Source organism: Thiomicrorhabdus sp. zzn3, from assembly GCF_029767755.1.
Lineage (GTDB): Bacteria > Pseudomonadota > Gammaproteobacteria > Thiomicrospirales > Thiomicrospiraceae > Thiomicrorhabdus.
This window is the reverse complement of the sequence record NZ_JARUQS010000001.1, coordinates 98,828-124,257: the sequence shown is the minus strand read 5'-3', so window position 1 is coordinate 124,257 and position 25,430 is coordinate 98,828. Positions and strand designations below refer to the sequence as shown.

Below are 25,430 nucleotides of genomic sequence, written 5' to 3'. Positions count from 1 at the left end.
ACACTCTCCTAAAGCTACCAGCTTTGAGAAACTCTAAAGAAAAAGGTTTTAAGGTATTCGGTTTCCGGAATAGCCGGATGAACAGGGTGATCCGGCGCCTGATGCGCTTGCTCAAACAACTGCAAAGAGCGGTCGATATGGCGTGCCGCGGATTGCACTTGAGTGAGCAGATGATCTCGGCCCATATGATGGGAGCAAGACGCGGACACCAAAATGCCTTCCGGATTCAGCAAGCGCATCGCCAGCTCATTAATGCGTCGATACCCTTCCGCGCCCTGTTTCAGGTCCTTTTTGCGCTTCACAAAGGCTGGCGGATCGACAATGATCACATCATACTTTTCCGCTTCCAAACGCAGCGCATTCATAACATCAAACGCATTGCCCTGAATCAACGTCATCTTGTCGGAGACGCCATTCAGTTCCGCATTGCGTTCTACGCCATCAATGGCCAGTTCCGAGGCATCCACACAGGTCACCGATTCGGCTCCGGCCATCGCCGCTTGAATCCCCCACCCCCCCAGGTAACTGAACACATCCAAGACGCGTTTGCCTTCCACCATAGACTGCAGACGTTGACGCGCCATACGGTGATCATAAAACCAACCGGTTTTTTGCCCGCCTTCTACCGGAATAACAAACTGTGCGCCGTTTTCGCGGATAACCAGTTCTTCTGGTAATGTGCCGGATACCACCTCTTCATACAGGGGCAGCCCCTCGACTTCACGACTTTTGCTATCGTTACGCAGAACCACCGCCTGAGGCTGATACAGGCTCTCCAGCACCTCGACAATCGTGTCTTTTACCGCTTCCATCCCTGCGGTGGTGATCTGCACGGCAAACACGTCACCGAAGCGGTCAATCACCAAACCGGGCAGACCGTCACTTTCGCCAAATACCAGGCGATAGTAAGGCTCGTTAAAACTCAATTCACGCAATGACTGCGCCGCTTGAATGCGACGTTGCAAAAACTGGGCGTTAAGGCGTGTTTTGGGGTTGCGGCTCAGAAGTCGTGCACAAATCAGCGTGTTCGGATTCACATAGCCCATACCGATGGGCTTGCCATTCGCCGCTTCAATCACCACGGTTTGTCCGGCTGAAAATCCCTTTAATGGTGAGACCTGGTTGTCTATTTCGTTGCTAAAAATCCAAAGATGCCCTTGTTTCAGACGGCGTTCTTCATTTTTCTTTAATCGTAAGCTCGGTAACATAGTGAAATTCAATTAGGGTAGTAACAAGAGGCTATAGGCGCTTTCAAAGCAAGACGGAAAAGCGCCTGTTTCGAGAAAACGCCGTAAAGACGTTCAACAAAAATGATCAGGCCTGGTCAAGCAGTTCCTGATATTCGCTGTCAGAGAGCAGGTCCTCCAACTCGCTCAGATCGTGCGGAGCAATTTTAAATAGCCAGCCGCCATCATAAGGTTCATCATTGATCAGCTCCGGTTCATCTTCCAGCGCCTCATTGATCTCGACGATTTCGCCACTGATCGGCGCATAAATCTCGGAAGCGGTTTTGACCGATTCTACCGACATCACTTCATCTTCGGCCGCGACATCCGCGCCCAGCTCAGGAAACGTCACACTCATCAGATCGCCCAGGGATTCCTGGGCAAAATCGGTAATCCCGACGACTGCATTACCTTGTTCATCGATATAAACCCACTCGTGGGTTTGTGCATATTTCAAATGGCTAGGCAACACGCTCATTGACTCTCTCTCCAAAACCAAAAATTTAACAATATCATAGCATTAATTCACTCATAAGACTGAGTATTTCAAGCCATCCACGGACCTTACACCACGTCAATTCAAACATTCCTAATAGGCCATTAAAAGGCTCTTATTGTACAAGGGTAAAATCTCAGCGCTAAAATGCGCTCAATAGCGCCGAAAAGCGGCGGAATTTCAAACAACATAGCCATTGAATAACGAGTAATCACCCCTGATGAAACGCGACTCCTCATACTACTCTCTCTACGTCGTCGGCTTAGGCTATGTATTGTTATTGATTTTAGCTATCGTTTCCACCAGTATCTTCTTTAAACTGGAAGAAGGCTACCAAAACAGCCACAATGAACAGGAGCTACTGCAAAAGAAAGAAAATCAACTCAAGATCATGATCCAGGGGCATCGCAACCGAACGCTGATCCTCACCCAATTGCTCAGTGAGCTCGACCCATTCAGACTGGATTCCCTGCGAACTCAACTGGATAAAGAAGCGAACCAGATCATACAGGCTCGTCAAAAACTGATTGATCTGGGAGTAACCCCACGCGAATCCCAGCTATTGAAACACTGGTTAGAACTGGCCTCAAAAAACCGTATCAAGCAAGACCGCATCTACGATATGGTTCTGGCCGACCAGCAGGCAGAAGCACAGCACCAGCTTATTTATGAAACCCTCCCCATCCAGGAGCAGGTCAAAGGGCTATTGACCCAACTGGATTCTTTGATTTCCGCTCAAAGTGAGCAAGCCAAACAAAAATTTAACGGTGAGCTTAAACGCGCCAAACAGTTCTGGCTATGGAGTACCTTGCTGTTCATTTTGGGGTTACTCATCATCGGGATCACCACTTTAAGGCGCCTCGAGGCGTTTCAACAACGTCAAATCGCGCTCAACCAGGAGTTGGCGCAAAAAGTTCAAGCCAGTTCCGAAGAGATTATTCTCGATAGCTGCGTGTTGCAGAATACTCACGAAGCCTTAGCACTCATTAATGCCGACGGCAAAATCATAAAAACCAACCAGGTGCTGGATGGCATCATGACGACCGTCGGTATTGAAAATGCCACCAAAGGGACCGTTTGGCAATTACTCCACAAACTGTTTCCCGAATTTGACATCGACGACATCCAGTATCACCTGATTGTTCAAGGACATTGGCGTGATATCGGCCACTTAACCTCGGCCGAATCGGATAGGTCGAAGTACTATCGCATTACCATGATTAAGGTTACCCCGGAAGTCCTCAGCGAGCACTATTACTCTTTGATGATGACCGATGTGACCGAACTCAAACACACCCAAACGCATTTGGAACATCTGGCCAATTACGACTCCATCACCCAGCTCCCAAACCGCTATCTGTTCCAACGCCGCCTTCAAGAATGGATTGAAGACCGCAACATCAAACAATTCAGTCTCTTCTATGTCGATCTGGACAATTTCAAATGGATCAATGACACCCACGGCCATTCGGCCGGAGATGAATTGTTACGCGAGGTCGGACAATCTTTTGAAAAAAATCTCAAACTCGGCAACCAATGTTTGGTGGCACGCTTGGGTGGCGACGAATTTGCCATTTTAAGCGATGAATGCAATGAAACCCGCTTAACCCATGCAGCGGATCGGATTTTAGGGGTCATCGAACAGTTCAATGACAAAAGTCTCTTTTCCAAAGCACTCGGCTGCAGTATTGGCGTCGCCTCCTACCCTAAGGATGGCGACACGGTTCAGTCCTTAATGAAACACGCCGATTTCGCCATGTACAAATCCAAAGAGCAGGGCAAAAACCAGTACCACTTCTTCTCTGAAGAGATGAATCGCCGCATTCACTACCTCTATGAAATGGAGCGCAACCTGCAAAGAGCCCTGCATCACAAACAACTCAGCGTGCATTTCCAGCCTCAATACAGCCTGAACGACCTCAGCATTACCGGAGCCGAGGCCTTGGTTCGCTGGCAGCACCAAGGGGAATTCATCTCTCCGGCGGAGTTTATCCCGCTGGCTGAACAGTTCGGGCTGATCCATCAAATCGGCGAGTTTGTCCTGCATGAAGCCCTGGGGCAATTGAAAGCGTGGCAAAAACAAAACCGCCCCATCCAGAAAGTAGCGATTAACGCCTCCTCTGCGCAGCTCAACCTGGGCAACTTCTCGCATATTACCGAGCAGGCCTTGCAGATGCACCGACTCGAGCCGGCACAACTCGATATTGAAATCACTGAATCGATTCTGATGGAGAACCTTCACAATAACCGAGACGCCCTTTCCGAACTGCAAAAACGCGGCTTGGAAATTTCCATCGATGATTTTGGAACCGGCTATTCCTCACTGTCTTACATCAAGCACCTCGATGCAGATCGCATCAAGATTGATCGCAGCTTCATCCAGGACATTGACAGTAACTCCGAATCCTACTCCATTGTCTCAGCCATTATTACCATGGGACATAGTTTGGGGATTAAAGTGCTGGCCGAAGGCATCGAAACCCCTCAGCAACTTGAAATACTGCGTGCGCTTGGCTGCGATGAAGGGCAAGGCTACCTGCTCAGCAAGCCGGTATCAGCCAAGGATTTTCCGTTTGAGCCACCGGTGATAGAAAGTTAAGCGCACCAGCCTAAAAGACAATAAACGCTTGCTTACACCTCCAGTTTGCGAACCCAGTGAAAAACGGAACAGGCCTGGCAAAACCAAGTCAGTTCTCCCCCTTGTTATTGAAGCTGTTCTTCCGCGACCTCAACCCGGTTGCGGCCATTTTCTTTGGCACGGTAAAGGGCAATATCGACCCGTTTCAACAAAGTAAATTCGGTATCCCACTTCGTCAACTGCGCCACCCCAAAGCTGACGGTGACCTTGACCGGCACCTCGATCGACTCCAGGGTCTCAATGCGCTCGCGCAAACGTTCGGCAATCTGCTGCGCCTCATGTAAACCGGTTTCTGGCAACAACACCAAAAATTCCTCGCCACCGTAACGGCAGAGCAAGTCCGCTTCACGCAACATGCCCTGCACCGTTTCCGTCAAGGTCACCAGCACCTTATCGCCGACATCATGACCATACTCGTCATTAATATGCTTAAAGTGGTCGATGTCATACAAAATCACCGAAAACGCCTGCCGATAACGTCTTCCTCGAACAATTTCGCGCTCCAGCGACTGCTTACAGGCCAGACGATTGCCCGCGCCGGTCAATTCATCGGTCACCGAGAGCTTTTTCAACTCTTCTTCATAGGTCTCAAGCTGGGTAATATCTTGCATGGTCACGTTATACAACGTCTCTCTTAACCCTTGCATGCTGCGCACCTTAAACAGAAACACATGCGTTTTGCTATGACGCACAATTTTCGCTTTATGACGTTTTTCAGGGTGTTGCAAGACATAATCCAACCAAAACACCCCATCCATGCGCGGAGCTAAATACCCCTCCTCTTCGACAAAGGTATCGCACACACAGCTGTATTTCTGCAAAAAGCCTTTAAGATTACTGAACTCGTCGAAAAACCTAAAAAAGTGGACATTGACATCCACAATACGATCTCGGTTGGAAATATAGATAATGTCGGAAACCGAATCGATAATCTGTCGGTAATAACGTTTTTTACGGTCAGAATCAATTTTGCCGGCAAGAATCGTAAACAGCAGCAGCACCAGTAACATCGCACCGACACTGATGATCAAGTATTTCTGCAACACCCAAGTGGCGGCCGCAAAATCAATGTTTTTGCGATGTGTAAACGTCAACCAATGCGCCAATACCTGACCCTGCTCATCATAAACGTCGAAATGGCTGACAATGTAGGGCGGCGCACTGACATAATCTTTGGCTGCGATTAAATTCTCAACACCCAGCCGTTTCACCAATTGAAGAATGCCTGGCTTCACATCCTCATTGGTCACATAGTAACCATCCATAAATTGTTTGGTCACCGAACGGGTAAGCTGATTACGAAAGCGCTTATCGGTTAACAACAAAGAATCGATACCTGACTCGGACAGCAAATCCATGGTCAAAGGCGTGAACTGGGAAATGACTTCTACCAGCCCTAACAGCTGATGTTGCTGATCCATGACAGGAATAATCGACTTGAATGAGAGGGTAAAACGTCCAACACTGATCGTTTGCCGGGTTTGCGGCTGCGCCAACAACTCGGCCACTTCCGAACGAATATTAGCAAGGTTATCGCCCACTTTCTGAGTCCAGCTGCGGTATCGGCTGACGCCTTGACGATCAATCAATTGCACCCACGCTCCCTGAAACCCGTCCTGAAGGTTGATGCGCCGGATTAACTTTGAAAGATCTTGCTCCAACCTCACATCCGAGCCCTGCAATAGGGTTTCAATCATCGGATTATTACCCAAACTCAAGGCCAAGGTCATGGAGGCGTGCTTCTGACGCTCCATTAGCGATTGGATTTTCTCTCCGGTCTGTTGCTGCTGCACCAAGATAGATTCGTGCTCCAGCTTCTGCGCGGCATAATCATAAAGAGTCCAAACAACGCCCAGTGTCACGACTAAAATCATCAACAAAAAGGCAGCAAGCTTTTTAACCTTCACAACACTCTGAATTCCATATAGTCATCAAGGAATATTCTGCGCTGTTCCATCCAGGCTTGCAAGTCTGCTACAGAAAATGACCCCAAATACCTGGGAACCTCTGTCTGATTAAATCAGAGGTTCCCAGGTATAACAACCGTCAAAAACGCGAAATGGTCGCCGTCACCACGCCCCAGATGACCATGTCGGCCTCTTCCCTGACCGGAATCGGAGGATAGTCATCATTTTCCGGCACCAACCAGGTTCCGGTGGATTTGATCGACAGCCTCTTTACCGTCAGCTCACCGTCCAGAGCGGCAATCACGATCTTACCGTCGCTCGGCTCGATACTGCGATCCACCACCAGAATATCGCCGTCCTTGATCCCGGCCTTCTGCATCGAATCGCCTTCTACCACCAATAAGAAAGTCGCCTCCTGATTACGGATCAAGTGCTCGTTAAGATCCAAGCGGTTTTCAATGTAGTCATCCGCCGGACTCGGGAACCCCGCCACCACCTTATGCGAAAACAGTGGCAAGGACACCGGCGCTTCATTCGCAGGCGCCACCGACTGGAAAAGGGAGACTCCCTGGGTTTTCAGCAGGCCTGTCCATTTTTGAGCGTTCACCTCCGGCGCGCAATTGGCCGCCTGATCCTGAGCCAACCACTGTTTAACCTGCGCCACTTTCGACGCCGGTATTCGCATAACCTTAGTCGGCTCTCCAAAACGTCCGCTGCCTTTTTTACGTCCAGCCCCCGTGCGGGCACCGCCATGCTGTTTGTGTTCGGATCGTTGGTCTGTCGAATTATCTGGCATCACCCCTCACCCAACTTGATTTTTGTTACATTTTTCATAATATAACAAAAAAGCCGCATCGGCTCCATGTATTTCACATTTAACAGGTAACCATTATGGCGGTTTTCGCACTGATTGACGGCAACTCATTTTACGCCTCCTGCGAGATGGCCTTTAACCCCTCAGTAAGGGAGCGGCCTGTCGTCGTCCTCTCCAACAACGACGGCTGCATTGTCGCCGCCAACGCCAAGGCAAAAGCACTGGATCAGCAACTGATCGGCGCCCAGGGACGTTCTTTGGGTTCGGGAGGCTATTATGCCGCCACCCCGCAAAGCATGATGTATCAACCCTATTTCAAAGTAGCCAACCTCTTGCAACAGCACAATACCGCCGTGTTCAGCTCCAACTACGAACTCTATGCCGACATGAGCCAGCGCATGCACCGGATTATCGGCCAGTTCTCCCCCCATCAGGAGATCTACTCGATTGACGAGAGTTTTTTGGAATTAAGCACCCTGCCGATCGAGGATTTCACCCATTATGCACGCGAATTGAAACGGCGTGTCTGGAAATGGATCGGCATTCCGGTGGCCGTCGGTATCGCTCCCACCAAAACCTTGGCCAAACTGGCCAACCACCTCGCCAAACAGCACGCCAAAATGGAGGGCGTGCTGGATTGGACCTCACTCTCTGAATCAACGCGTATACTGCTGTTAAAACAGGTCAAGGTCGGTAAAGTCTGGGGAATCGGCAAAAAATTAAGCCAGAAACTCGAAGCGCAAAACATCCGCACCGCTTACGACCTGCACCAGGCCTCTCCCAAATCGATTCGCCGGACCTTTTCCGTACAAGTGGAACGCATCGTCGCCGAGCTCAATGGACAGGCCTGCCTGGCATTGAACGAAACGCACGCCGATAAACAGAACATTGTCTCATCACGCTCTTTTGGCCGACTGGTCAGCGACTTGGACAGCTTAAAACAGGCGGTCGCAACCTACACCGCCACCGCAGCGGAAAAGCTGCGCCAGCAACAGTGCGTCTGTGGGCGCGTCAGTGTCATGATCACCACTCCACGCTTCCAAACCCAGGAGCTGCAATACCGCAATGTTTACCAAATCCCCCTGATTACGCCCAGCGATAACAGCGCTTTACTGAGCAAAGTCGCCATTCAGGCTCTGCAACAGATTTGGCGTCCGGAATTTCGCTACCAGAAGGCCGCAGTAATCCTCTCGACCATTCGACCTAAAGGGGTCGTTCAGGAAGATCTCTTTACCCCTCAAGCAAACGCCTCCATCAAGAGCGACGCACTTATCCAGGTCATGGATCAACTCAATCACCGCATGGGAAAAAATACATTGCGACTCGCTAATTGCGGCCTGCAAAGACAAGCCAACTGGAAAATGAAACGCGATCACATGTCACCGCGTTGCACCACGCGCTGGAATGAGCTTTTAAGCGTGCGTGCAGTTCACTAATCGGATAAATCCTGCTATGCTTGGATAATTTGGCCGCCGTCCGACAGCAGGCCGCTGGATGGAAGTGTGGGCGCAAACTTGGGACACCCCTTCTCCACTGGCCACTATTTTTATACACTTCTTGTACAAGATTAAGTATGATTATGCAGACCCAGCGCCATCAAGGCCTCTATAGTTTTGAAACGGGAGTACGACTTTGCTTTATCAAGGCATCAGCAACTACCAACACGGTTCCGAAAGTGCAACCGGTATTTTAATTACCAACCTGGGCACGCCGGACGCGCCCACCAAAGAGGCGCTCAAACCCTACCTGAAAGAGTTTTTGGAAGACCCACGCGTGGTAGAGCCCCCGCCGGCACGCTGGATCTGGAAACTGATCCTCAACGGCATCATTCTCAGAACACGCCCGGCCAAATCGGCAGAAGCCTATGCGACCGTGTGGGATTCCGAAGGCCCGGGGGCCCCTTTACTGAATATCAGCCTACGCCAACTCAACGCCGTTGCCGATAAAGTGCGCCCGCACTTTGGTGGGCGCGTGGAGTTTGCCCTCGGTATGCGCTACGGCAATCCATCGATTGCCAGCGCACTGAAAGAACTGCGAGACAAAGGATGCCAACGCCTTGTGGTCGTGCCGTTGTATCCACAGTATGCCGCAGCCACCACCGCCTCCACGTTTGACGCTGTGACCGCTGAACTGCAAACCTGGCGCTGGATTCCGGAACTGCGTTTTGTGAACAAGTATCACCGTCATCCGGGCTACATCAAAGCCTTGGCGAATTCGATCCGTGAATACCAGGCGGAACATGGGCAGCCGGAACTGTTGGTAATGTCTTATCATGGTATTCCGCAGCGGTATCTGGATAACGGCGACCCTTATCACTGCGAGTGTCATGTCACCTCGCGCCTGGTCGCCGAAGAACTGGGGCTGAGCAAAGAGCAGTACAAGGTCACTTTCCAATCGCGCTTCGGAAAAGAAGAGTGGATTAAACCTTATACGGATGAAACCATGATGGCTCTGCCGAAACAAGGGATTAAGAATATTCAGGTCATCTGCCCCGGCTTCTCAGCTGACTGTCTGGAAACCATTGAGGAGATCGGTGAAGAGAACCGCGAATATTTCGAAGAAGCCGGCGGTGAAAAATTCGGTTACATTCCTTGCCTGAACGACCGCGACGACCACACCGACGCCCTAGCCGAGCTGATACTACAGCACACTCAGGGGTGGTATGAGCGCGATGGCTTCGATGCGGAAACGGATCAGAAGGAACGCGACACCGTCAAAGCCAACGCCAAAGCAATGGGCTGTCCATTCTAATATCGACACCATCGCTTAGACAAACTGTATCCAGCCTCATAGATTGACGCAATAAAAAGGCCGGTTTTGTACCGGCTTTTTTATCTGCACTATCCTAACTATGCACTATCCTAACTATGCACTATCCTAACTATTGTCGTGCATATATTGCACGTTCACCTCGTTTTTCTTCACACCTATGAGTTCCAATGTTTTTTAAAGATTATTTTCGTGCAAAATTTGCACGATTCATCCTGAGATTAGTTTAGCTGAGATTAGTTTAGGTTGCGACAAACCGCTACAAACATAAACATGTACAGCATATTGTCCATGTTGTGACAAAATAATTAAAAAGAGGTGTTTTATGCAAATTGTAAGCTATACAGACGCAAGAAACAGTCTAAAAAGCGTGTTGGATTCTGTTGTCGATAATGCTGATTTCACAATCATTACACGCAGGAATGCTGATAACGCGGTTGTGATGTCTCAAGACTATTTTAATAGCCTAATGGAAACGGGGCACTTATTGAACTCTCCCGCTAATGTGGCGCACCTGAAAGAGTCCATCGCACAGTATCATTCAGGTAAAACCGTCCAAAAAGGTTTGATTGATGAAGATTGATATACTCTCTTGGACTGAACGTGCTTGGAGTGATTATCCTTACTGGCAAACTCAAGACAAAAAAAGCTTAAACGAATTAACAAACTCATTACGGACGCAATGCCTTCGCCATTTGAAGGAATCGGCAAGCCTGAACCATTAAAAGAAAACCTTTCAGGATTTTGGTCAAGACGCATAGACGAGTCAAATCGACTTGTTTATGCGGTTGATGATAACCAGATAACGATAATCGCTTGCCGATACCACTACGAGTGAAGGCAATAGTTAAGTTTTGCTCGTTGATAGTTCAGGCATACCGTTATTGCGCAAAGCAAACGTTACATCAGGTGACGTCCACCCTCTACCGGCAAGGTGATCCCCGTGGTATAGGAACTTTCCATCAAGTATTGCACCGCCTGCCAAATAACCGCTTCCCCCGGTTCGATGGCGAGAGCCGACTGCTGCAAGCGCCGTTTTCGATAGGCCTCGTCATCTTCAGGGTGAAACAGGATCAACCCCGGCGCAATATTGTTAACCTTAATCTGCGGCGCCCATTTTTTGGCGAAATTCTTACTTAAATTCTGCAAGCCTGCCTTGCTCGCCAAATACGCCGCATAATCGCCATTAGCCCCGTCCACCGAAGCATCGGTCAGAGCAATCACGTCCTTCATCGGGCTTTGCGAAGCCAACAGCAGTTCATGCAGCGCCACATTAAGGCGATACGGCACCTCAATATGCAAACGGGTCATGTCAGTCAAACAATGCGGATTCCGGGCAACAGTTTGATCGTCCGACCACACCGAAGCGTTATGAATCAGCGCACGCAGACTGCTCACCTGTGACTGCACCGCGGACACCACCCTTTCCACCGCATCAACTTGATTAAAATCCACCTGAATACCCACCGCCCCGCGTGCCTGCAACGTCTCAACTTCCGGACGCGGCGTGCGGTAGGTAAACACCACCGGATGCGTTGCCTGCTCTAGAAACTGCTCAACCAGATGGCGCCCGATACGCCGCCCGCCGCCGGTGATTAAAATGGCTTCTTTTAACATGGTTTTCCTTCACTCTTAGGGTCTAACCCCTAAACTCAACAGGCCTGCTCGCCTTCACCTATCGATACGCCTGAATGCTCGAACGCAACGCCAATTCCGGCGGATAGGGGTGCAAAATAATCTGCGTGCTCAAATACTCCGAACCGTAATGATGAATAAACTGCTGAATAATTTTAATCACCGCAATCAGCGGCACCGTACCTTCCCGGAATTCTTCCAACGTCTCACGGAAGAAAGCTTTTTCACGCTCAGTCACCTGCTTCTTGAAATAGCCGTACAAATGCTCCAGGACATTGATCATTTTGCCGCGCGCGCCTTTTTCCGCTATCGCCTCGTGGAATAAAGCACCGTATTCCTGCAGCTTTTCTGTCAGATTTTGCGCTGTGGTTTCCGCCACAATCGGCCCCATGCGGCGATACAACGCCTCACTTTTAGAGAGCAGCAAAAACTTATGATCACGATGAAAGTCCTGAAAGGCTTTCACGTCAGGCGACTGTTGCATAAACTCGCGCCAGCGCGCGGCCGAAAAGACTTGAAGGACATAATTTTCACGCAACCAGGCGTCCTGCAAACGCCCCTCCTCCTCAATCGCCAGATACGGCATACTTTTCTGCAGCTGCTCAGTAAACACCCCTTGGCGCATGGGATCGCTGGAACCATACCATTCACCGCTTTCGCGGTAAACCTTGATCCGCTCCAAACCACAGCTCGGCGAGCGCGATTTCACCACCGCCCCGTCTACCTGGCGTTCGGCAATCAACGCCACCCGTTTTTCGGCATACTCCTGCAAGCCGTCGGTATAATCCGTAGCCGTTTTACTGCCAAGTACCCGTACCTGCCCCTTCACATCGACCAGTCGAATGGTCTCTCTCGGGGTACCGATTACCGCTGCCTCCGGACAGAAGGGAACAAAATCCGCATACTGCGAAAGCTGATGCTTTACAAACTCGTCTTGGGCATGGCCGCCATTATAACGGCACTCTACGCCTTTCAGACAATCCGAAACGGCAATTTTCAGACGCGGAAACCGTGCATTTTCAGTCATCGTTTGATGGGTGGAGGACATAATCACCTCTTTTCGTTTTAGCCGCTAGCTTTAACCGCAATGTAAGACAGGATCCCGACGGATAGATTACTCCACTTTACCCAACCCGGTTAAAGCTTGCAATGCACACCGTTTAAAGATCAAGCCACATTGTATAAGTTTTGAACAATTATTTTATTGTAAATAACTTTAGCCTTTCTCACTACTCTTTTCATGGTTAAAAACCCAGTAAAGCAGTTGGTTTTGTTAAAATAAACCCTAAACCTAACTCAATCCCGATTAGGATGGACACTGAAAGGAGGTCGAACCATGACACACTTTCTGCTTAAACGCCGATATGGCACGGCATGGTTGGCCAGCACCATTCTTATTCTGGCCTTTTCTCTTCAAAGCTGCGCCAAGGAGCCGGACATGAACGCGCATAACGATCAAGTAACCGCACAGATGGAAACCGATTCAATCGTACTCGGAATGGGATGTTTTTGGGGGGCTGAAAAGCGCATGTCGGAACTCCCGGGCGTCGTTGACGTGGAAAGCGGTTACGCCGGCGGGGATGCAAAAAAAGTCGGTTACTACGACGTATTGGGTGAAGAGCGCGCCTTAAAAATGGGCAAAAGCGACGCCCGGAACCACGCGGAAGTAGTCAAAGTCACCTTTAATCCCAAATTAGTGAACCTGGAAACCGTGCTCATTCAATTTTGGGAAAATCATGACCCAACTCAAGGCGATCGCCAAGGCAACGACATCGGGTCAAATTACCGTAGCGCGATTTATTACCACTCTGATGCACAAAAGGCGGTGGCCGAAGCCACCCGTGATATCTACCAGCAAGCTTTAAGCCGGGCTGGCTACCCTCAAATCACCACAGAAATTGCGCCGCTCCGCAACTACAACAGCGCCGAGGAATACCACCAGGATTACCTGAAAAAAAACCCCGACGGTTATTGCGGGTTGGGCGGCACCGGCGTAGCCTATCCTGGATCAGAACAGGCCTCGCAGCCGACTCCCCCTCGTTTGCAAGCCGCCGACCTCAACTTCGACCGCCAGTTGATCGTCTTTGAAGCCGAAGAGTGTGAGTTCTGCAAGCTGTTTAAACGCGAAATTCTCGAACACTGGCAATCTGAAGTGCCCATTGCCACCACTCTCAACCCAAACCCTCCGGAAAACTGGACACTGGAAAAGAGCCTGTTTGCAACGCCGACCATCGTCCTGTTTGAAAAAGGCCACGAGGTTTCACGCTTTACCGGCTACAACGGTGACAAACCGCGCTTCTGGAAGTGGCTGGGCTTTCAACTGCTGACTCCGGAACAACAGCGCATTGCCTTTGAGCAAGGAACGGAATATGCCTTTACCGGCTCGCATCTGGATGAGAAACGCCCGGGGACTTTTGTCGACCCGATTACCGGCGCACCGCTCTTCAGAAGCGACACCAAATTCGACAGCGGTACCGGCTGGCCGAGTTTTTTTAATCCCGTGGCAGGAGCGATCACCGAGCACGAAGATAACAGTCACGGCATGCGTCGTATCGAGGTGCGCAGCGCCAGTTCGGGCATTCATCTGGGACATGTGTTTAATGACGGCCCACCGCCGACCTATAAACGCTATTGCATTAACGGCAATGTGCTGAAATTCGTCCCCGATGAAGAGGTTAAGTAAACCCAGCGCAACCGTACGAAACAGCTCACATCAACCCAACAGGCCTGTTGGGTTGTTGCGGCCAAGGAAATGCTCTTTAGCTCTGCGATCCAATGGTCTCACCAACAGGGGCCTTATCAACGGACCTATTTAAAATCCGCACTTCACGCTGCGGAAACGGAATGGCGATATGATTGTCTTTGAGCGTTTTCCAGATGATCATCAGCAGATCGGAACCCACGCGGTTCTTGCCATCGTCAATGCCTTCAATCCAGTATTCCAGTTGAAATACCACTCCGGAATCGGCAAATTCAATGATTTCACAATCCGGCAGCTCCGGTTCAAGCAATACCTGAGGATGTTGCTTAACCGCATTCAGAATCAATTCGGGAATGGCCGGGATATCCGAGTCGTAAGCCACCGAAAAGGTCAGCGTATAGCGCTGTCGAGGATCTTCATGGGTCCAGTTGGTAAAGGCGGTGGTAATAAAACGCTCATTGGGCACCACAATGACCTTACCGTCATAGGTCTGCAGAGTGGACGAACGCATCCCCATTTTCTTGAGAATGCCCGATTTACCGTCTTCCAGCTCGATGTAATTCCCAATCGCCATCGACTTGTCCATCAAGATAATCAGACCTGAAATAAAATTGGAGGCAATCTGTTGCAGGCCGAAACCAATCCCTACGCCAAGCGCCCCTCCAAACACGGCCAGCGCGGTCAGATTAATGCCGACCGCATTAAGCAGCAACAAAAAGATGGTGAAATAAAGGCCGATTTCAAACAGCTTGGCAAACACCTCTCGGGTGCGTACATCGAGAGTCTGTTTACTGCGGATCAGCTGCTGACCATACTGGTTGGAGATACGTCCCAGCCAAAAGAGAATCGAGCCGAAAACCAGCAAGCGCAACAACGCATAGACCGAAAGATTCAGGCCGCCGATGGCAAAGCCTATTCCCTGCAGATAGGCAACCGTTGGTTCTAGCCAACCAAAAAGATAAAGCCCGGCCATCGGCAGGGCCACCCATTTGAGCAAGGTGCCCACAAATAAATGGTTGACGAAACGATGGATCAGCAAATAAAGCGTCGCGATCAGCACTAAGCTGAAACTCACCTTAATGACGCCAAAGTCGATGCCGCTGTCACGAAATACCGATTGCACCACGCCCAGCAACAGCAGAGATAACAGAGGCCACACCACCGAACTCAATGCCAGCAACGGTGGCATCCACCATTTCGTTGACACAGCCGCCCCGGCCCCAGCGAGCCACGTTCTCAAACGCATGGTTCCAAACCAAGCGAGCGTGACTGCGGCCAACACTGCCGCTATCTGCAAATAAAAATTGACGCCGCCAACCTCTTGGCCGGCCACACTTAAAAAATGTTGCCACCAAGCCACAATCGGTTCAAAATCCATATTTTCCTCACTTAACCAGAGGGACTTCTCTTTATGTTTAAAACAAGATTGCCGCTTTTAAACAGGCCTGCCCCATATTTGATTGGCATGCTGCTGACCTGCCTAATGACACACTCTGCCAGCGCAAACACATCAATACTGGGGTGGATAGAACCGGTTTTCCTGCCCACGCTCAACAAAACGGGATTGACCCGGCCAGCCAAAATCGATTCAGGGGCCGATCACAGCTCCCTGCATGCAACCAATATAACGATCTTTAAGGATAAACGCGGCTTGGATCAGGTGCGTTTTCAAACCCTGGAAAATACCATACTGACCCTACCGCTGCTGCGCACCAGCCACATCAAACAGAAGCACAGTGCGGCACACATTCGACCTGTGGTGGGCCTCAAAATCTGTCTCAACCGGTCATGGCGTCACATTCAAGTCAACCTGGCCGATCGTAGCGGCTTCAAAGAGCCCCTGCTTATCGGACGTTCCGCTCTATTGCCCGGCGAACTGATTGACGTGCATCAAACCCAAATCACCTCGCCACAATGCCCGTTGTAATTTGCTCAGGGCCTTTTTTCAAAACGTCTCGCGCCGCTGTTTAAGGCGTTTTTGCAAGGTGCTCGGATGCGCCTCGGTCGATACCGCAACAGCGGAATTGTCCACCGCATGCTTACGCACCGGTTTTTGCAAAATCAGGTTGTTGGGATAGGCCACTTCGTGGCCGTCAGCGTCACACAACAAGACATTGAAAAAATTAATCTCTTTAATCACGCCCTTGACCGTGTTGTTGCCGTCAATCACCTCAATTTCATCACCAATTTTGGCAGGCAAGGTGAAAAACACAATAATACTGGCGGTGACATTACTCAGAATTGACCATTGTGCCACCAGCGCCACACCAATGACCGCCAGCACTGACGACGCCACCACCAGAAGGGCTTGATAATCGATCCCCCAAATGACCAGAAGCAGCACCAGCCAGCTAATCACAATCAAGGATTTAAAGTAGCGATAAACCTGATAGGCCCGGTCAGACGGAACGCCTTTAACCTGCCCTAGATTCAAAATCAGTTTCTTGACCCCCCACTGTGTCAACAGTATGGCAAAAGGAATCAGAAGACTGATACCAATCTGAATATAAGGTATCTTGTCGAGCATAGCCACCCTTTTTCTAGCTACCGATGATCGATCTACCGTCTTAGTCAAGACGACTTAGTTTGAACAAATCCGTACGCCATTACGGCCGTTTTCTTTGACAGAATACAGTGCCTTATCGGCACGCGAAATAGCCGATCTCAACCCTTCATCCTTCGCAACCAGGGTAGCGCCAAAACTGCTGGTCACATGAATACCGGCCAAATCATGCTCTTCAATCAACGCCCTGAGGTGTTCCGCAAAACGCTCCAGATCCTCAAGCGAATCGATCGGGAATAAAATTAAAAACTCTTCCCCCCCCCAACGCACAAAGCGGTCGGTATCACGAATACGCGCATGGACCAGACTGGCGATTTTTTTAAGCACCTCATCGCCGCGGTTATGACCATACTCGTCATTAATGCGTTTGAAATGATCGATATCAAACAAAATCAAACCGGTCTGTTTACCGAGCTGCTGAAGTTCTCGCATCAACTCATCATAATGCTTCTCTAAGAAGTGGCGATTCAAACAGCCCGTCAGAGGGTCATGGTAAGCGCGGTGCTTCCAGTCAATCTGTTCGCGCATGGTGTCACTGATATCATTAAAGGTGATGATTTTGGAGTCGGCATCAAAATCACTGAATGACACGGAGAACGCTCTGCGCGGCCCATTAACGCCTTGCATCAACACCACCTGACGGTTTCCGGGCAAGCGCTCCATCGCCTCAACCCAACTTGCATGTTCCGGTTTGACCTGACTCAGATCAAAAAACTCATCCTGCTTAATAAAGTAATCGCACACGCAGCTGTGTTCCTGCATAAAACTTTGCAGATCGGCATAACCAAAAAAGTTAAAAAAGCTTTGGTTGGCAAACGTCAGCTGGTCTGCACTGCGCACGACAACGATCTGACTTTGGGTATCAATAAACTGCTGCAACTTGTGCAAGGCGTGCTTCTCAGCAGTGACATCCGTAATGATCCCCTCAAGCACCTTAACCCCCTCCTCTAAGGTCACTAAATGCCCGAGTTCTTTGACATAGACCACCTCGCCATTTTTTTTGATCAGGCGGTACTCCAGCTCATAACTTCGATCTTCGGTATAGCTTTCGGTGGAATCCTGTTCGACCCGAACCCGATCCTCAGGGTGAATAATCGAATCAAACGGACGCACTTTGTTATAAAGGAAGTCATTGGCAGGATAGCCCGTGACCTTTTCAACCGCATCGTTCAAATAAAGCATGGTCCAATGCTCATCGACTTTACAGCGGAACACAATTTCCGGAATGCTTTGCACCAACGACTCATACTGTTCTTTCAGATGTTGCACGTGTTGCTCGCTCAGCACGCGCTCGGTAATGTCAAGCACCGTGCCGATCGAACGAATCACATTACCCTGCGCATCAAATTCATGACGCCCCTCTTCTTCGACATAACGCACTTCGTCATCAGAACGGATGATGCGATGCTGCAATTTGTAATGATCTTTGTTTTGCACCGATGCTTGATACACCTGATTAAGGCGATCCCGGTCATCAGGATGAATAAATTGCATGAATGCTTCATAGGTCGCGGCAAACTTCCCGGGCTCCGCGCCAAAAATACGATACACCTCGTCACTCCAATACAGCTCATTCCATCTCAGATCAAATACCCAGTGCCCTAAATGCGCCACTTCCTGCGCTTTATTCAATAAGAAATTCTGTTCTTTGGTTTTACGTTCCGCTTCTCGCATACGCCGCTCATTGCTTTTGGCTTTGTAGAACAACCAGGTGATCAACAGGCCAATCAATAAACTGGAAACGGAAAACAGAAAGAACTGAAACATCAGCTCTCGGTGCTTCAAATCCTCTTCCACAAAAATGAAATACGCCACCGTTTCTTTAGAAATGGCATTGGGAATCGGCAAAAAGGTTAAGAAATAATCCTGGCCGCTATGGTGCACATCGTAGGTAATTGCTTGATGTTTATCCAGAAACGGCTCAATCGGCCGGTTGCCGATGAGCTTGGCGATTAATGCTTCGCTTAAAGGGTCCGTTTGCGATGACATGATCGACTTTTCATAGAGGAATTGGTCAGAAAACGGGGTGGGCACATAATTGGAATGTTCGGCGGTAAACACCTTCTGATCCACGACCTGCTTGCGGATGATGAAACTGCCTTTTTCGTGCAATTCAGCCTGCATCTGCTCCATAATCACTTTCATCGACACGGAGGTTTCAACCGAACCGACATGCTCGTGTCCATTGACAAAGATCGGAAAAACAAAGCGGTAGCCGTTAAAAATACGCCCTTCTTCAAATCCTGAAACCGGCTTTTGATGTTCATTTACATAGGCGACAGTGGCTCTGACATCCGTCAGGTTATCACCGTACAATTCCGGCCGATGAAAGCGTAAAAAACTGTCATTGTTTTTTAAATGGAAGTGAAACTGCTTGATCATAAATTCCGGCATCGTCCGGTAATTATCGACCAAATTATAGTAAAGCCGGGAACGCAGCGCTTCACGTTCTGCTTTTGAAGCGCCGTACACCGCTTTCAATATCTCGGTATTTTCGGGCTTATTGATGATGTTATAAAAGAACAGGTTGGCGTTGTTCTGCAGCCCTTTGATTAAGGATTGATAAGTCACCTCAACCAAATGGCTTTGAGAATCTCGCAGATCTTTATGGCGGTTTTTGAAAATATGATCGAAAACAACCACTACGCTAATGGAAAAAATCAGGTAAAAAAAGACATAATTCTGGATTTTTTTCCACGTATCGATCAAAACATACAGCCTCTGTTCACCGCGCCATGTAGAGAATAGCTTAAACGCCCCATTAAAGTAAATGCCAGAACGGCTTTTAACTAAATGATATTTAAGCCACTCTTAATCAGGAATTTGCGGGCCATTATACGTGAACAATCTGGTTAATAACAGCTAACCAATTAATGGTTCTTTTCTTCTGCAATAAGTTTCTTTTATCACTCTTGGCTATTTAAAAGCTTGTGAGCAAAACAGTGAAAAGCTAAGATGAGCTCTAAACTGGACGTACTGGTAAACAATGAAAGACTTAAAGCTTCGCAACACGCTGTTACTGCAATTGGTTGAACAGGCCCAAGACGGCATTACAATTGCAGAAAAAGAAGGGCCGGACACGATTTTAATCTATGCCAATCCGGCTTTTGAACGTTTAACCGGCTATCACCTTGATGAGGCTCTCTATCAGGACTGCCGTTTTTTACAAGGAAGTGATACAGACAAAGAGGCCGTTCATCAAATACGTCAAGCCATTACTGAAAGTCGCCCTGTCCGTACCGTACTTAAAAATTACCGCAAAGACGGTACCCCTTTTTGGAATGAGCTCAGCATCACCCCGTTTTACGATGAGCACGATCAACTGACCTATTTTATTGGCATCCAAAAAGACGTGACCGAAGAGGTCAAACTCAGACAGGCGCTCGAAGCGGCGCAGCAACGCATCGCAGAACTAGAGAAACAGCTCAGTGAATGAACGGTGTTCTACTTGCACCTGGCGATCCAGCTCCCCTGAAACGGGTTGTTCGGTTACATAAGTAAAAGAAACGGTTGCATGGCGTTTCGTCCACTCCAGCCAAGCCGCCTCCTCCATGACGCCACAACCATCTACCACAACCAACGCCTTACAACCGAGCTGTTTCAATGGAATGCCGTCCAACGCCTCCTCTTGAGGATCCGCAACAACCGGACAGACGCCCTGACGACTAAAATCGACCGCGACCAGTAACGCATAAATCGAATTTAAAGCCTGAATAGCGGGGTGTTTTCCGGCCACCGGCTGAACCCACAAGCAAGGTGCTCCCTCATGCTTAAGCGTGGTTTGCCTGATACGCATATGCAGCCAGGTATACAGGCGTGGAGCAACCAGTCCATGCCAGATAGAAAACAAATTATGTGGATCGAACGTTTGCTCGGATTCAGAAACCGGCTCTTCGTTTTGAGCACTACACAATTGCGTCAACCCCTGGGTAACGTTCAATAGAACCTGACAGGCCTGCTCTTCAGGGAAATCACTCAACAAACGGTCTAACGCTTTTTGCAAATCGTGCCAATTGCTTTGATGCAACTGCTCCAAGAAAGCTTCAGACTGCATTTCTAAGCCATGCACCACCTTTTTCTCAGGGGATAATTTTTCGTCGCTCTGTTGCTTGGCCGCCTTATCCAACAGACGTTTAACACGACTGATCGGAACGCCTTGCTCGGTTAACTTCAAGGCTTCTTTCAGCCTTAGGATGTGCTTATAGGTATAAAGACGGTGTCCGCTTGGGGTACGCACAGGCTCCACAAGGCCATACCGACGTTCCCAGGCACGCAGTGTGATCGCATTCACCCCGGTGAGACGGGAGACTTCACGAATAGGATAAAGAGGTTCGTCGGCTTTCATAGAGTGATTCTGTAAGGTTTGCGCATATCTTAGACAAAAACTTATACGGGCGCAACGAATACGCACACAAACGTATAAGTTTCTTATCCCAATCCCTGCTGACTAAAATGACATTGTTTTAAGCACTTCCAACCGCTGCATGTGCTGTTCTCTACTGACGGCTAAGTCGATTAATGGGTGCGGATAATCTCTCCCCAATTCAACGCCATACTGACGGCAGATCTCGGCGCATTCCCAGGGCGCATGAATCGCCTTTGCGGGAAGCGCGGATAATTCCGGCAACCAACGCCGCAGGTAATCGCCCTGCACATCGAATTTTCGGCTCTGAACCAGCGGATTGAACAAGCGATAATAAGGGGATGCATCGACCCCACAGCCTGCCACCCACTGCCAGCCCATGGCATTGTTTGCCGGATCCGCATCCACCAAAGTATCCGCAAACCAGGCCTGTCCGGTTTGCCAGGATTGATTTAAGTTTTTAGTCAATAGAGACGCCACCAGCATGCGCACCCGGTTATGCATGCTGCCGGTCTCCCAAAGCTCGCGCATGCCGGCGTCCACGATAGGGATACCTGTGCGCCCGTGACGCCACGCAGCCAATGTGTCTTCGTTCTGCGCCCAGTCCATGGCGGAAAATTTGGCTTGAAACGGTTCCCGTTGCGTATAGGGAAAATGCCATAAAAGATAGCGGGCAAACTCCCGCCACGCTAACTGTCGCAACCAAGGGGCGGCCTGGTTGGCACCAATCGCTCCCGCTTCAATCTGCGATTGAAACCAGAACCAGACGGCCCGGCTTGAGAGCTCGCCAAAATGCAAATACGGCGACAGTTTGCTGGTCGCCTCTCTAGCGGGGAAGTCGCGTTCCTCTTGGTAATGCGCCAAGTCTTCTGCCACAAAGCGCTCCAACTGTTCCCACGCCGATTCTGCACCGACGCGCCAATGCCGCATCACTTTTTTTGACCAGGCCTGTTCAGAAAGTGCTTTCAGAGTTGGCGGCAGTTCCAGCCATGCTGGATTATGGGGAACCAAAGCCGCTTTATCCAGATCGCCTATCGCATTTTCAAACGGCTCCATCTCCACCGATTTCGCCATAAGCGTCCGATAAAACGGTGTAAACACCGCATAGGGCTTGCCTTGCTTGTTCATCAAGCCGTCAGGAGACATCCAATATTCCGAGAAAAACGGGCGCAATTCCACTTCGAGTGACTGGCATACCTCAAGTGCTTGCTGCTGCATATTGGCAAAAGGGACTCCTGGCTGATGAGAATAGAACACCTTTTTCACATCGTAGGTCGTGACCACTTCACGCAAACAGTCCCTAAAACCCCCTTCTACCATCCATAACTCACCGCCTTGTGCGCGCAATGCCGTCTGTAAAATACACAAAGAATCTGCCAACCACGCCTGATTAGCCTCCCCTATGACTTGGTCAGGATCGTGAAAATAGGCCACAATCACCCGGTCAGCTTGTTGCAACGCCGCCTGCAACGCCGGAAGTGACTCCAAGCGCAACTCACGCTGCAACCAAACCAGCGTAGTCACAGGGCGTGACGTGAGATGATTTTCAACACCAAGGGTCATTCAATTTCCTTCCCATAGATCAAAATCACTCAGAGGGGCCTATCAAATTTTGCAGCGCGAAACGCACATCAGAATACGTAAACTCAAATCCCGCCTCCTGTAGCCGGGAGGGGACAACGGCAGAGGAATGCATCAACACTTGTGCACCTTCACCAAACATCAGCTTCAACTGCCACCCGGGCAGCGGAAGCCAAAACGGGCGGTTTAATGTTTCGGCCAGAGCCCGGCCAAATTCGGCATTCGTGACCGGAACGGGAGACGTCACGTTGTATACTCCCAGCATATCCGGGTGCTTGATCACAAACAAAAATGCCTCAACCAGATCGTCTATGTGAACCCACGAAAAACACTGCTCTCCGCCGGCGACCGGCCCCCCTAGCCCCAATTTAAAAGCAGGTAACATTTTTGACAGCGCACCGCCCCTTCCCAGGACAACACCGAAACGAAAAATAACCGGTTGCGGTTGCAACGCCAGACTCGCAGCCTCCCAAGCCGCACCGAGCCGACCCAAAAAACCGGGATCATGCTCGTGACAACTTTCGTCGACCGGGGCATCGCAAGAGGCTTGAGGATAGATGCCAACCGCAGAGGCAGAAACGATTCGTTTGGGAGGGGTTTGACAACGTTTAAGTACTTCAGCCAGTTGAATATTGGTGCCAATACGACTGTCCCACAACGCTTTCTTGTAGGCTTTAGTCCAACGTTTACCGATATTGGCTCCGGCGAGCATAATCAGCAGATCACAGCCATCAACAGCCGTCCGTAAGGCGCTTTCGGAAAGAAATACTTCACGACCGTAACCGTTCACCAAATAACCAAGCGATTGCAAGCGTTGAGAAAGATGACGCCCGACAAAGCCTGTTCCACCGAGAATGACAATATTGAACTGTGCAGTCATAAAGCGATACAACCAGGTAACTATAATTTATACAATAACTATACACCTGGTTATACAAAAGAAACAACTCTTTTATACATTAGCCATATTGCTGCTTAAGGAGCCAATCACACGAGATGAATAAAATAAGGAATGAGCTTGCCGTCTGAAAAATTTCCTGTTAATGGCCTAGCGAACCCCTTATAATATGGGCGTTTCAACCAAGCGCCCGTAGCTCAGCTGGATAGAGCACAGCCCTCCGGAGGCTGGTGTCGGGAGTTCGAATCTTCTCGGGCGCGCCATTACTCTCTTTCAAGCCTTGGTTCACGGTTTTCAGCCGACCTTCCTCCTAACTTTTTTCCAAAGTAAACCCGGTATTTTTAGCGATCAGCTCTTTGGCAAAATTCAAATCCGATTGGAATTCGGCATAGACTTTATACAGCGGCTCGCCCTTTTTAACGCTCTGACCTAGCTTTTTATACAGGTCTACTCCGGCTCCTTTGTCCATAGGAGCACCGGCCACACTGGCAATACGTGCAATCTGAAAGTTGTTAATCGCCGTCACCTGACCATCCATTTCGGCTACAACGTCATAACTCAAATTTCCCAACTGAAGTGATTGGGGCCGTTTTCCCTGAGCAAGCACAATGGAATTAAATTTTTCTAAAGCGCGTCCCGAATCCAAAATATTCCGCGCAATCGCATAACCTTGACCGCCACGGACATCACGATCAAACTCAATAATACGCCCGGCTAATTGCAGGGCTTTTTCCCGCAAATCCTGCGGAGCCATCGGATCATTTTCCAGCACCTGCAGAACATCGCGGGCTTCCAAAACCGGTCCCACTCCCCGGCCAATCGGCTGACGGCCATCGGTAATCACCACTTCCAATTCCAACCCCATATGATCACCGACATACTCAAACAGCTTACGCAACTGCATGGCATTCGATTGACTGCGAATTTTAGCCGTCGGTCCAACCGGAATGTCTACAATCAGATGAGAGGCCCCTGCAGCCACTTTTTTAGACAAAATCGACGCCACCATCTGTCCAGGCGAATCCATCGATAAAGGGCGTTCCACTGAAATTAACACATCATCCACCGGCGCTAATTTGGCCGTTCCGCCCCACGCCAGACAACCGCGCAGCTGGCGGACAATCTTTTGCAACTGCTTAATGCTCAGCTCTACTTTACTGAACACCTCCATGGTATCGGCTGTACCTGCCGGAGAAGTGATGGCCCGGCTCGAGGTTTTAGGCATCAACAAACCGTGCTCGGCCACAATCGGCACCACCAGCATGCTGGTCCGATTGCCGGGAATGCCGCCAATACAGTGCTTATCCACCACCAGTCCTTCGCCCCAATCGAGAGTTTCCCCGGTTTTGACCATCGCCTGAGTCAAATACAGCACTTCATCACGGTCCATTCCGCTCTCGGCACAGGCCACCAAATAGGCAGTGATCTCAATTTTGGAGTAACGATTGGCCTCGATATCGCGAATGATTTCCAAGTATTCATCGTGATTCAAAGAGTAACCTGAGATCTTGCGGTGCACGTATGAGAATGAGTGCGGCTGCGTCGCCGGACAGATACGCACTGAGGCCCCCTCGGGCAGACCGAACTGATCAAACACCTGTTCACTCAACCCCAATTGTCCCGGTTCCACAATAGAGTCATCGTCGACCACATTGAGCACCGCCACCACCGATTCGCCATTCTCTTGAGAATGCACCTCGATCTTATTAAGCGCCTGAAAGCCTTCACTCTGATAGATTTCGCAATTACGGTGCAAATAGGCCACGTTTTCCTTGTAGGTATCAATTGCAATGCTTCTGAGCTTTAACGTCGCCATTCTCACCTTCTCATCCAATAACA

The 25,430-nt window shown here is 49.7% G+C and carries 20 protein-coding genes, 1 tRNA gene and 1 pseudogene; 9 read left to right on the top strand and 13 right to left on the bottom strand.

What is annotated here, in order from left to right:
- Nucleotides 1-14: 14 nt before the first annotated feature.
- Both QCB44_RS00535 and gcvH read right to left on the bottom strand, forming a co-directional pair.
- Nucleotides 15-1,208: a class I SAM-dependent rRNA methyltransferase gene (locus QCB44_RS00535; RefSeq protein WP_279407263.1), complete on the bottom strand. Its 1,194-nt coding sequence runs from the start codon at nt 1,206-1,208 to the stop codon at nt 15-17.
- A gap of 106 nt (nt 1,209-1,314) precedes the next feature.
- Nucleotides 1,315-1,704, bottom strand: coding sequence for a glycine cleavage system protein GcvH (gene gcvH / locus QCB44_RS00530; protein ID WP_279407262.1), 390 nt, complete (start codon nt 1,702-1,704; stop codon nt 1,315-1,317).
- 238 nt (nt 1,705-1,942) lie between these two features.
- Here gcvH and QCB44_RS00525 point away from each other — a divergent pair, with 238 nt between their 5' ends.
- Entirely contained in the window at nt 1,943-4,321 is a 2,379-nt protein-coding gene (locus QCB44_RS00525) for an EAL domain-containing protein (protein WP_279407261.1), read from the top strand.
- A 104-nt stretch (nt 4,322-4,425) separates the two neighbouring features.
- Here the strand turns inward: QCB44_RS00525 and QCB44_RS00520 are convergent, their stop codons facing one another.
- Together QCB44_RS00520 and umuD are read right to left on the bottom strand one after the other, a co-directional pair.
- Entirely contained in the window at nt 4,426-6,267 is a 1,842-nt protein-coding gene (locus QCB44_RS00520) for a diguanylate cyclase (RefSeq protein WP_279407260.1), read from the bottom strand.
- A 139-nt stretch (nt 6,268-6,406) separates the two neighbouring features.
- A complete protein-coding gene (umuD, locus tag QCB44_RS00515) occupies nt 6,407-7,063 on the bottom strand; it encodes a translesion error-prone DNA polymerase V autoproteolytic subunit (protein ID WP_279407259.1) in 657 nt (218 codons plus the stop codon).
- 95 nt (nt 7,064-7,158) lie between these two features.
- Here umuD and QCB44_RS00510 point away from each other — a divergent pair, with 95 nt between their 5' ends.
- From QCB44_RS00510 to QCB44_RS00495, 4 genes and pseudogenes are all read left to right on the top strand, one after another.
- Nucleotides 7,159-8,517 carry a Y-family DNA polymerase gene (locus QCB44_RS00510; RefSeq protein ID WP_279407258.1) on the top strand — a complete coding sequence of 453 codons (1,359 nt, stop codon included), beginning with the start codon at nt 7,159-7,161 and terminating at the stop codon, nt 8,515-8,517.
- Nucleotides 8,518-8,713: 196 nt separating this feature from the next.
- Complete coding sequence (gene hemH / locus QCB44_RS00505; protein ID WP_279407257.1) at nt 8,714-9,832, top strand: ferrochelatase; 1,119 nt, start codon at nt 8,714-8,716, stop codon at nt 9,830-9,832.
- 343 nt (nt 9,833-10,175) lie between these two features.
- A complete protein-coding gene (locus QCB44_RS00500) occupies nt 10,176-10,433 on the top strand; it encodes a type II toxin-antitoxin system prevent-host-death family antitoxin (protein WP_279407256.1) in 258 nt (85 codons plus the stop codon).
- A pseudogene (locus QCB44_RS00495) lies at nt 10,423-10,688 on the top strand (Txe/YoeB family addiction module toxin). Before QCB44_RS00500 ends, QCB44_RS00495 begins: the two are co-directional and overlap by 11 nt.
- A gap of 62 nt (nt 10,689-10,750) precedes the next feature.
- Here the strand turns inward: QCB44_RS00495 and folM are convergent.
- Both folM and QCB44_RS00485 read right to left on the bottom strand, forming a co-directional pair.
- Complete coding sequence (gene folM, locus QCB44_RS00490) at nt 10,751-11,467, bottom strand: dihydromonapterin reductase (RefSeq protein WP_279407255.1); 717 nt, start codon at nt 11,465-11,467, stop codon at nt 10,751-10,753.
- Between the two features lie 58 nt (nt 11,468-11,525).
- Entirely contained in the window at nt 11,526-12,533 is a 1,008-nt protein-coding gene (locus QCB44_RS00485) for a DUF1722 domain-containing protein (protein ID WP_279407254.1), read from the bottom strand.
- Nucleotides 12,534-12,821: 288 nt separating this feature from the next.
- Between QCB44_RS00485 and msrA the strand changes: the two genes are divergently transcribed.
- Nucleotides 12,822-14,168: a peptide-methionine (S)-S-oxide reductase MsrA gene (msrA, locus tag QCB44_RS00480; RefSeq protein ID WP_279407253.1), complete on the top strand. Its 1,347-nt coding sequence runs from the start codon at nt 12,822-12,824 to the stop codon at nt 14,166-14,168.
- Between the two features lie 76 nt (nt 14,169-14,244).
- Here the strand turns inward: msrA and QCB44_RS00475 are convergent, their stop codons facing one another.
- A complete protein-coding gene (locus tag QCB44_RS00475; RefSeq protein WP_279407252.1) occupies nt 14,245-15,564 on the bottom strand; it encodes a mechanosensitive ion channel domain-containing protein in 1,320 nt (439 codons plus the stop codon).
- Nucleotides 15,565-15,597: 33 nt separating this feature from the next.
- On the opposite strand from QCB44_RS00475, the gene QCB44_RS00470 reads away from it, so the two are divergent.
- On the top strand, nt 15,598-16,113 hold the full coding sequence (locus QCB44_RS00470; RefSeq protein ID WP_279407251.1) for a RimK/LysX family protein: 516 nt from the start codon (nt 15,598-15,600) through the stop codon (nt 16,111-16,113).
- 18 nt (nt 16,114-16,131) lie between these two features.
- Here the strand turns inward: QCB44_RS00470 and QCB44_RS00465 are convergent, their stop codons facing one another.
- Both QCB44_RS00465 and QCB44_RS00460 read right to left on the bottom strand, forming a co-directional pair.
- Nucleotides 16,132-16,713: a mechanosensitive ion channel domain-containing protein gene (locus QCB44_RS00465; RefSeq protein WP_279407250.1), complete on the bottom strand. Its 582-nt coding sequence runs from the start codon at nt 16,711-16,713 to the stop codon at nt 16,132-16,134.
- 54 nt (nt 16,714-16,767) lie between these two features.
- A complete protein-coding gene (locus QCB44_RS00460; RefSeq protein ID WP_279407249.1) occupies nt 16,768-19,458 on the bottom strand; it encodes a diguanylate cyclase in 2,691 nt (896 codons plus the stop codon).
- A 277-nt stretch (nt 19,459-19,735) separates the two neighbouring features.
- Here QCB44_RS00460 and QCB44_RS00455 point away from each other — a divergent pair, with 277 nt between their 5' ends.
- Nucleotides 19,736-20,185, top strand: a complete 450-nt coding sequence (locus QCB44_RS00455; protein WP_279407248.1) for a PAS domain-containing protein — start codon at nt 19,736-19,738, stop codon at nt 20,183-20,185.
- Here QCB44_RS00455 and QCB44_RS00450 read toward each other — a convergent pair.
- The 3 genes from QCB44_RS00450 to QCB44_RS00440 all read right to left on the bottom strand — a co-directional run bounded on the left by QCB44_RS00450 (nt 20,162) and on the right by QCB44_RS00440 (nt 23,573).
- Nucleotides 20,162-21,094 carry a MerR family transcriptional regulator gene (locus QCB44_RS00450; RefSeq protein WP_279407247.1) on the bottom strand — a complete coding sequence of 311 codons (933 nt, stop codon included), beginning with the start codon at nt 21,092-21,094 and terminating at the stop codon, nt 20,162-20,164. The two genes, QCB44_RS00455 and QCB44_RS00450, sit on opposite strands and share 24 nt — an antisense overlap.
- 102 nt (nt 21,095-21,196) lie before the next feature.
- Nucleotides 21,197-22,675 carry a deoxyribodipyrimidine photo-lyase gene (locus QCB44_RS00445; protein WP_279407246.1) on the bottom strand — a complete coding sequence of 493 codons (1,479 nt, stop codon included), beginning with the start codon at nt 22,673-22,675 and terminating at the stop codon, nt 21,197-21,199.
- A 25-nt stretch (nt 22,676-22,700) separates the two neighbouring features.
- On the bottom strand, nt 22,701-23,573 hold the full coding sequence (locus tag QCB44_RS00440; protein WP_279407245.1) for a TIGR01777 family oxidoreductase: 873 nt from the start codon (nt 23,571-23,573) through the stop codon (nt 22,701-22,703).
- A gap of 204 nt (nt 23,574-23,777) precedes the next feature.
- Here QCB44_RS00440 and QCB44_RS00435 point away from each other — a divergent pair.
- Nucleotides 23,778-23,854, top strand: a tRNA-Arg gene (locus QCB44_RS00435).
- Nucleotides 23,855-23,901: 47 nt separating this feature from the next.
- Here QCB44_RS00435 and QCB44_RS00430 read toward each other — a convergent pair.
- The gene (locus QCB44_RS00430) at nt 23,902-25,407 is read right to left on the bottom strand and encodes a thymidine phosphorylase family protein (protein WP_279407244.1); all 1,506 of its coding nucleotides are present in this window, start codon (nt 25,405-25,407) and stop codon (nt 23,902-23,904) included.
- Between the last annotated feature and the right edge of the window lie 23 nt (nt 25,408-25,430).

Bases quoted from the DNA above. Each gene is read 5' to 3' on its own strand.
- umuD (WP_279407259.1), bottom strand. From the start codon at position 7,063: ATGCCAGATAATTCGACAGACCAACGATCCGAACACAAACAGCATGGC.
- QCB44_RS00535 (WP_279407263.1), bottom strand. From the start codon at position 1,208: ATGTTACCGAGCTTACGATTAAAGAAAAATGAAGAACGCCGTCTGAAA.
- folM (WP_279407255.1), bottom strand. From the start codon at position 11,467: ATGTTAAAAGAAGCCATTTTAATCACCGGCGGCGGGCGGCGTATCGGG.
- QCB44_RS00465 (WP_279407250.1), bottom strand. From the start codon at position 16,713: ATGCTCGACAAGATACCTTATATTCAGATTGGTATCAGTCTTCTGATT.
- QCB44_RS00445 (WP_279407246.1), bottom strand. From the start codon at position 22,675: ATGACCCTTGGTGTTGAAAATCATCTCACGTCACGCCCTGTGACTACG.
- msrA (WP_279407253.1), top strand. From the start codon at position 12,822: ATGACACACTTTCTGCTTAAACGCCGATATGGCACGGCATGGTTGGCC.
- QCB44_RS00440 (WP_279407245.1), bottom strand. From the start codon at position 23,573: ATGACTGCACAGTTCAATATTGTCATTCTCGGTGGAACAGGCTTTGTC.
- QCB44_RS00485 (WP_279407254.1), bottom strand. From the start codon at position 12,533: ATGTCCTCCACCCATCAAACGATGACTGAAAATGCACGGTTTCCGCGT.
- QCB44_RS00455 (WP_279407248.1), top strand. From the start codon at position 19,736: ATGAAAGACTTAAAGCTTCGCAACACGCTGTTACTGCAATTGGTTGAA.
- QCB44_RS00475 (WP_279407252.1), bottom strand. From the start codon at position 15,564: ATGGATTTTGAACCGATTGTGGCTTGGTGGCAACATTTTTTAAGTGTG.
- QCB44_RS00470 (WP_279407251.1), top strand. From the start codon at position 15,598: ATGTTTAAAACAAGATTGCCGCTTTTAAACAGGCCTGCCCCATATTTG.
- QCB44_RS00450 (WP_279407247.1), bottom strand. From the start codon at position 21,094: ATGAAAGCCGACGAACCTCTTTATCCTATTCGTGAAGTCTCCCGTCTC.
- QCB44_RS00430 (WP_279407244.1), bottom strand. From the start codon at position 25,407: ATGGCGACGTTAAAGCTCAGAAGCATTGCAATTGATACCTACAAGGAA.
- QCB44_RS00510 (WP_279407258.1), top strand. From the start codon at position 7,159: ATGGCGGTTTTCGCACTGATTGACGGCAACTCATTTTACGCCTCCTGC.
- QCB44_RS00500 (WP_279407256.1), top strand. From the start codon at position 10,176: ATGCAAATTGTAAGCTATACAGACGCAAGAAACAGTCTAAAAAGCGTG.
- gcvH (WP_279407262.1), bottom strand. From the start codon at position 1,704: ATGAGCGTGTTGCCTAGCCATTTGAAATATGCACAAACCCACGAGTGG.
- QCB44_RS00525 (WP_279407261.1), top strand. From the start codon at position 1,943: ATGAAACGCGACTCCTCATACTACTCTCTCTACGTCGTCGGCTTAGGC.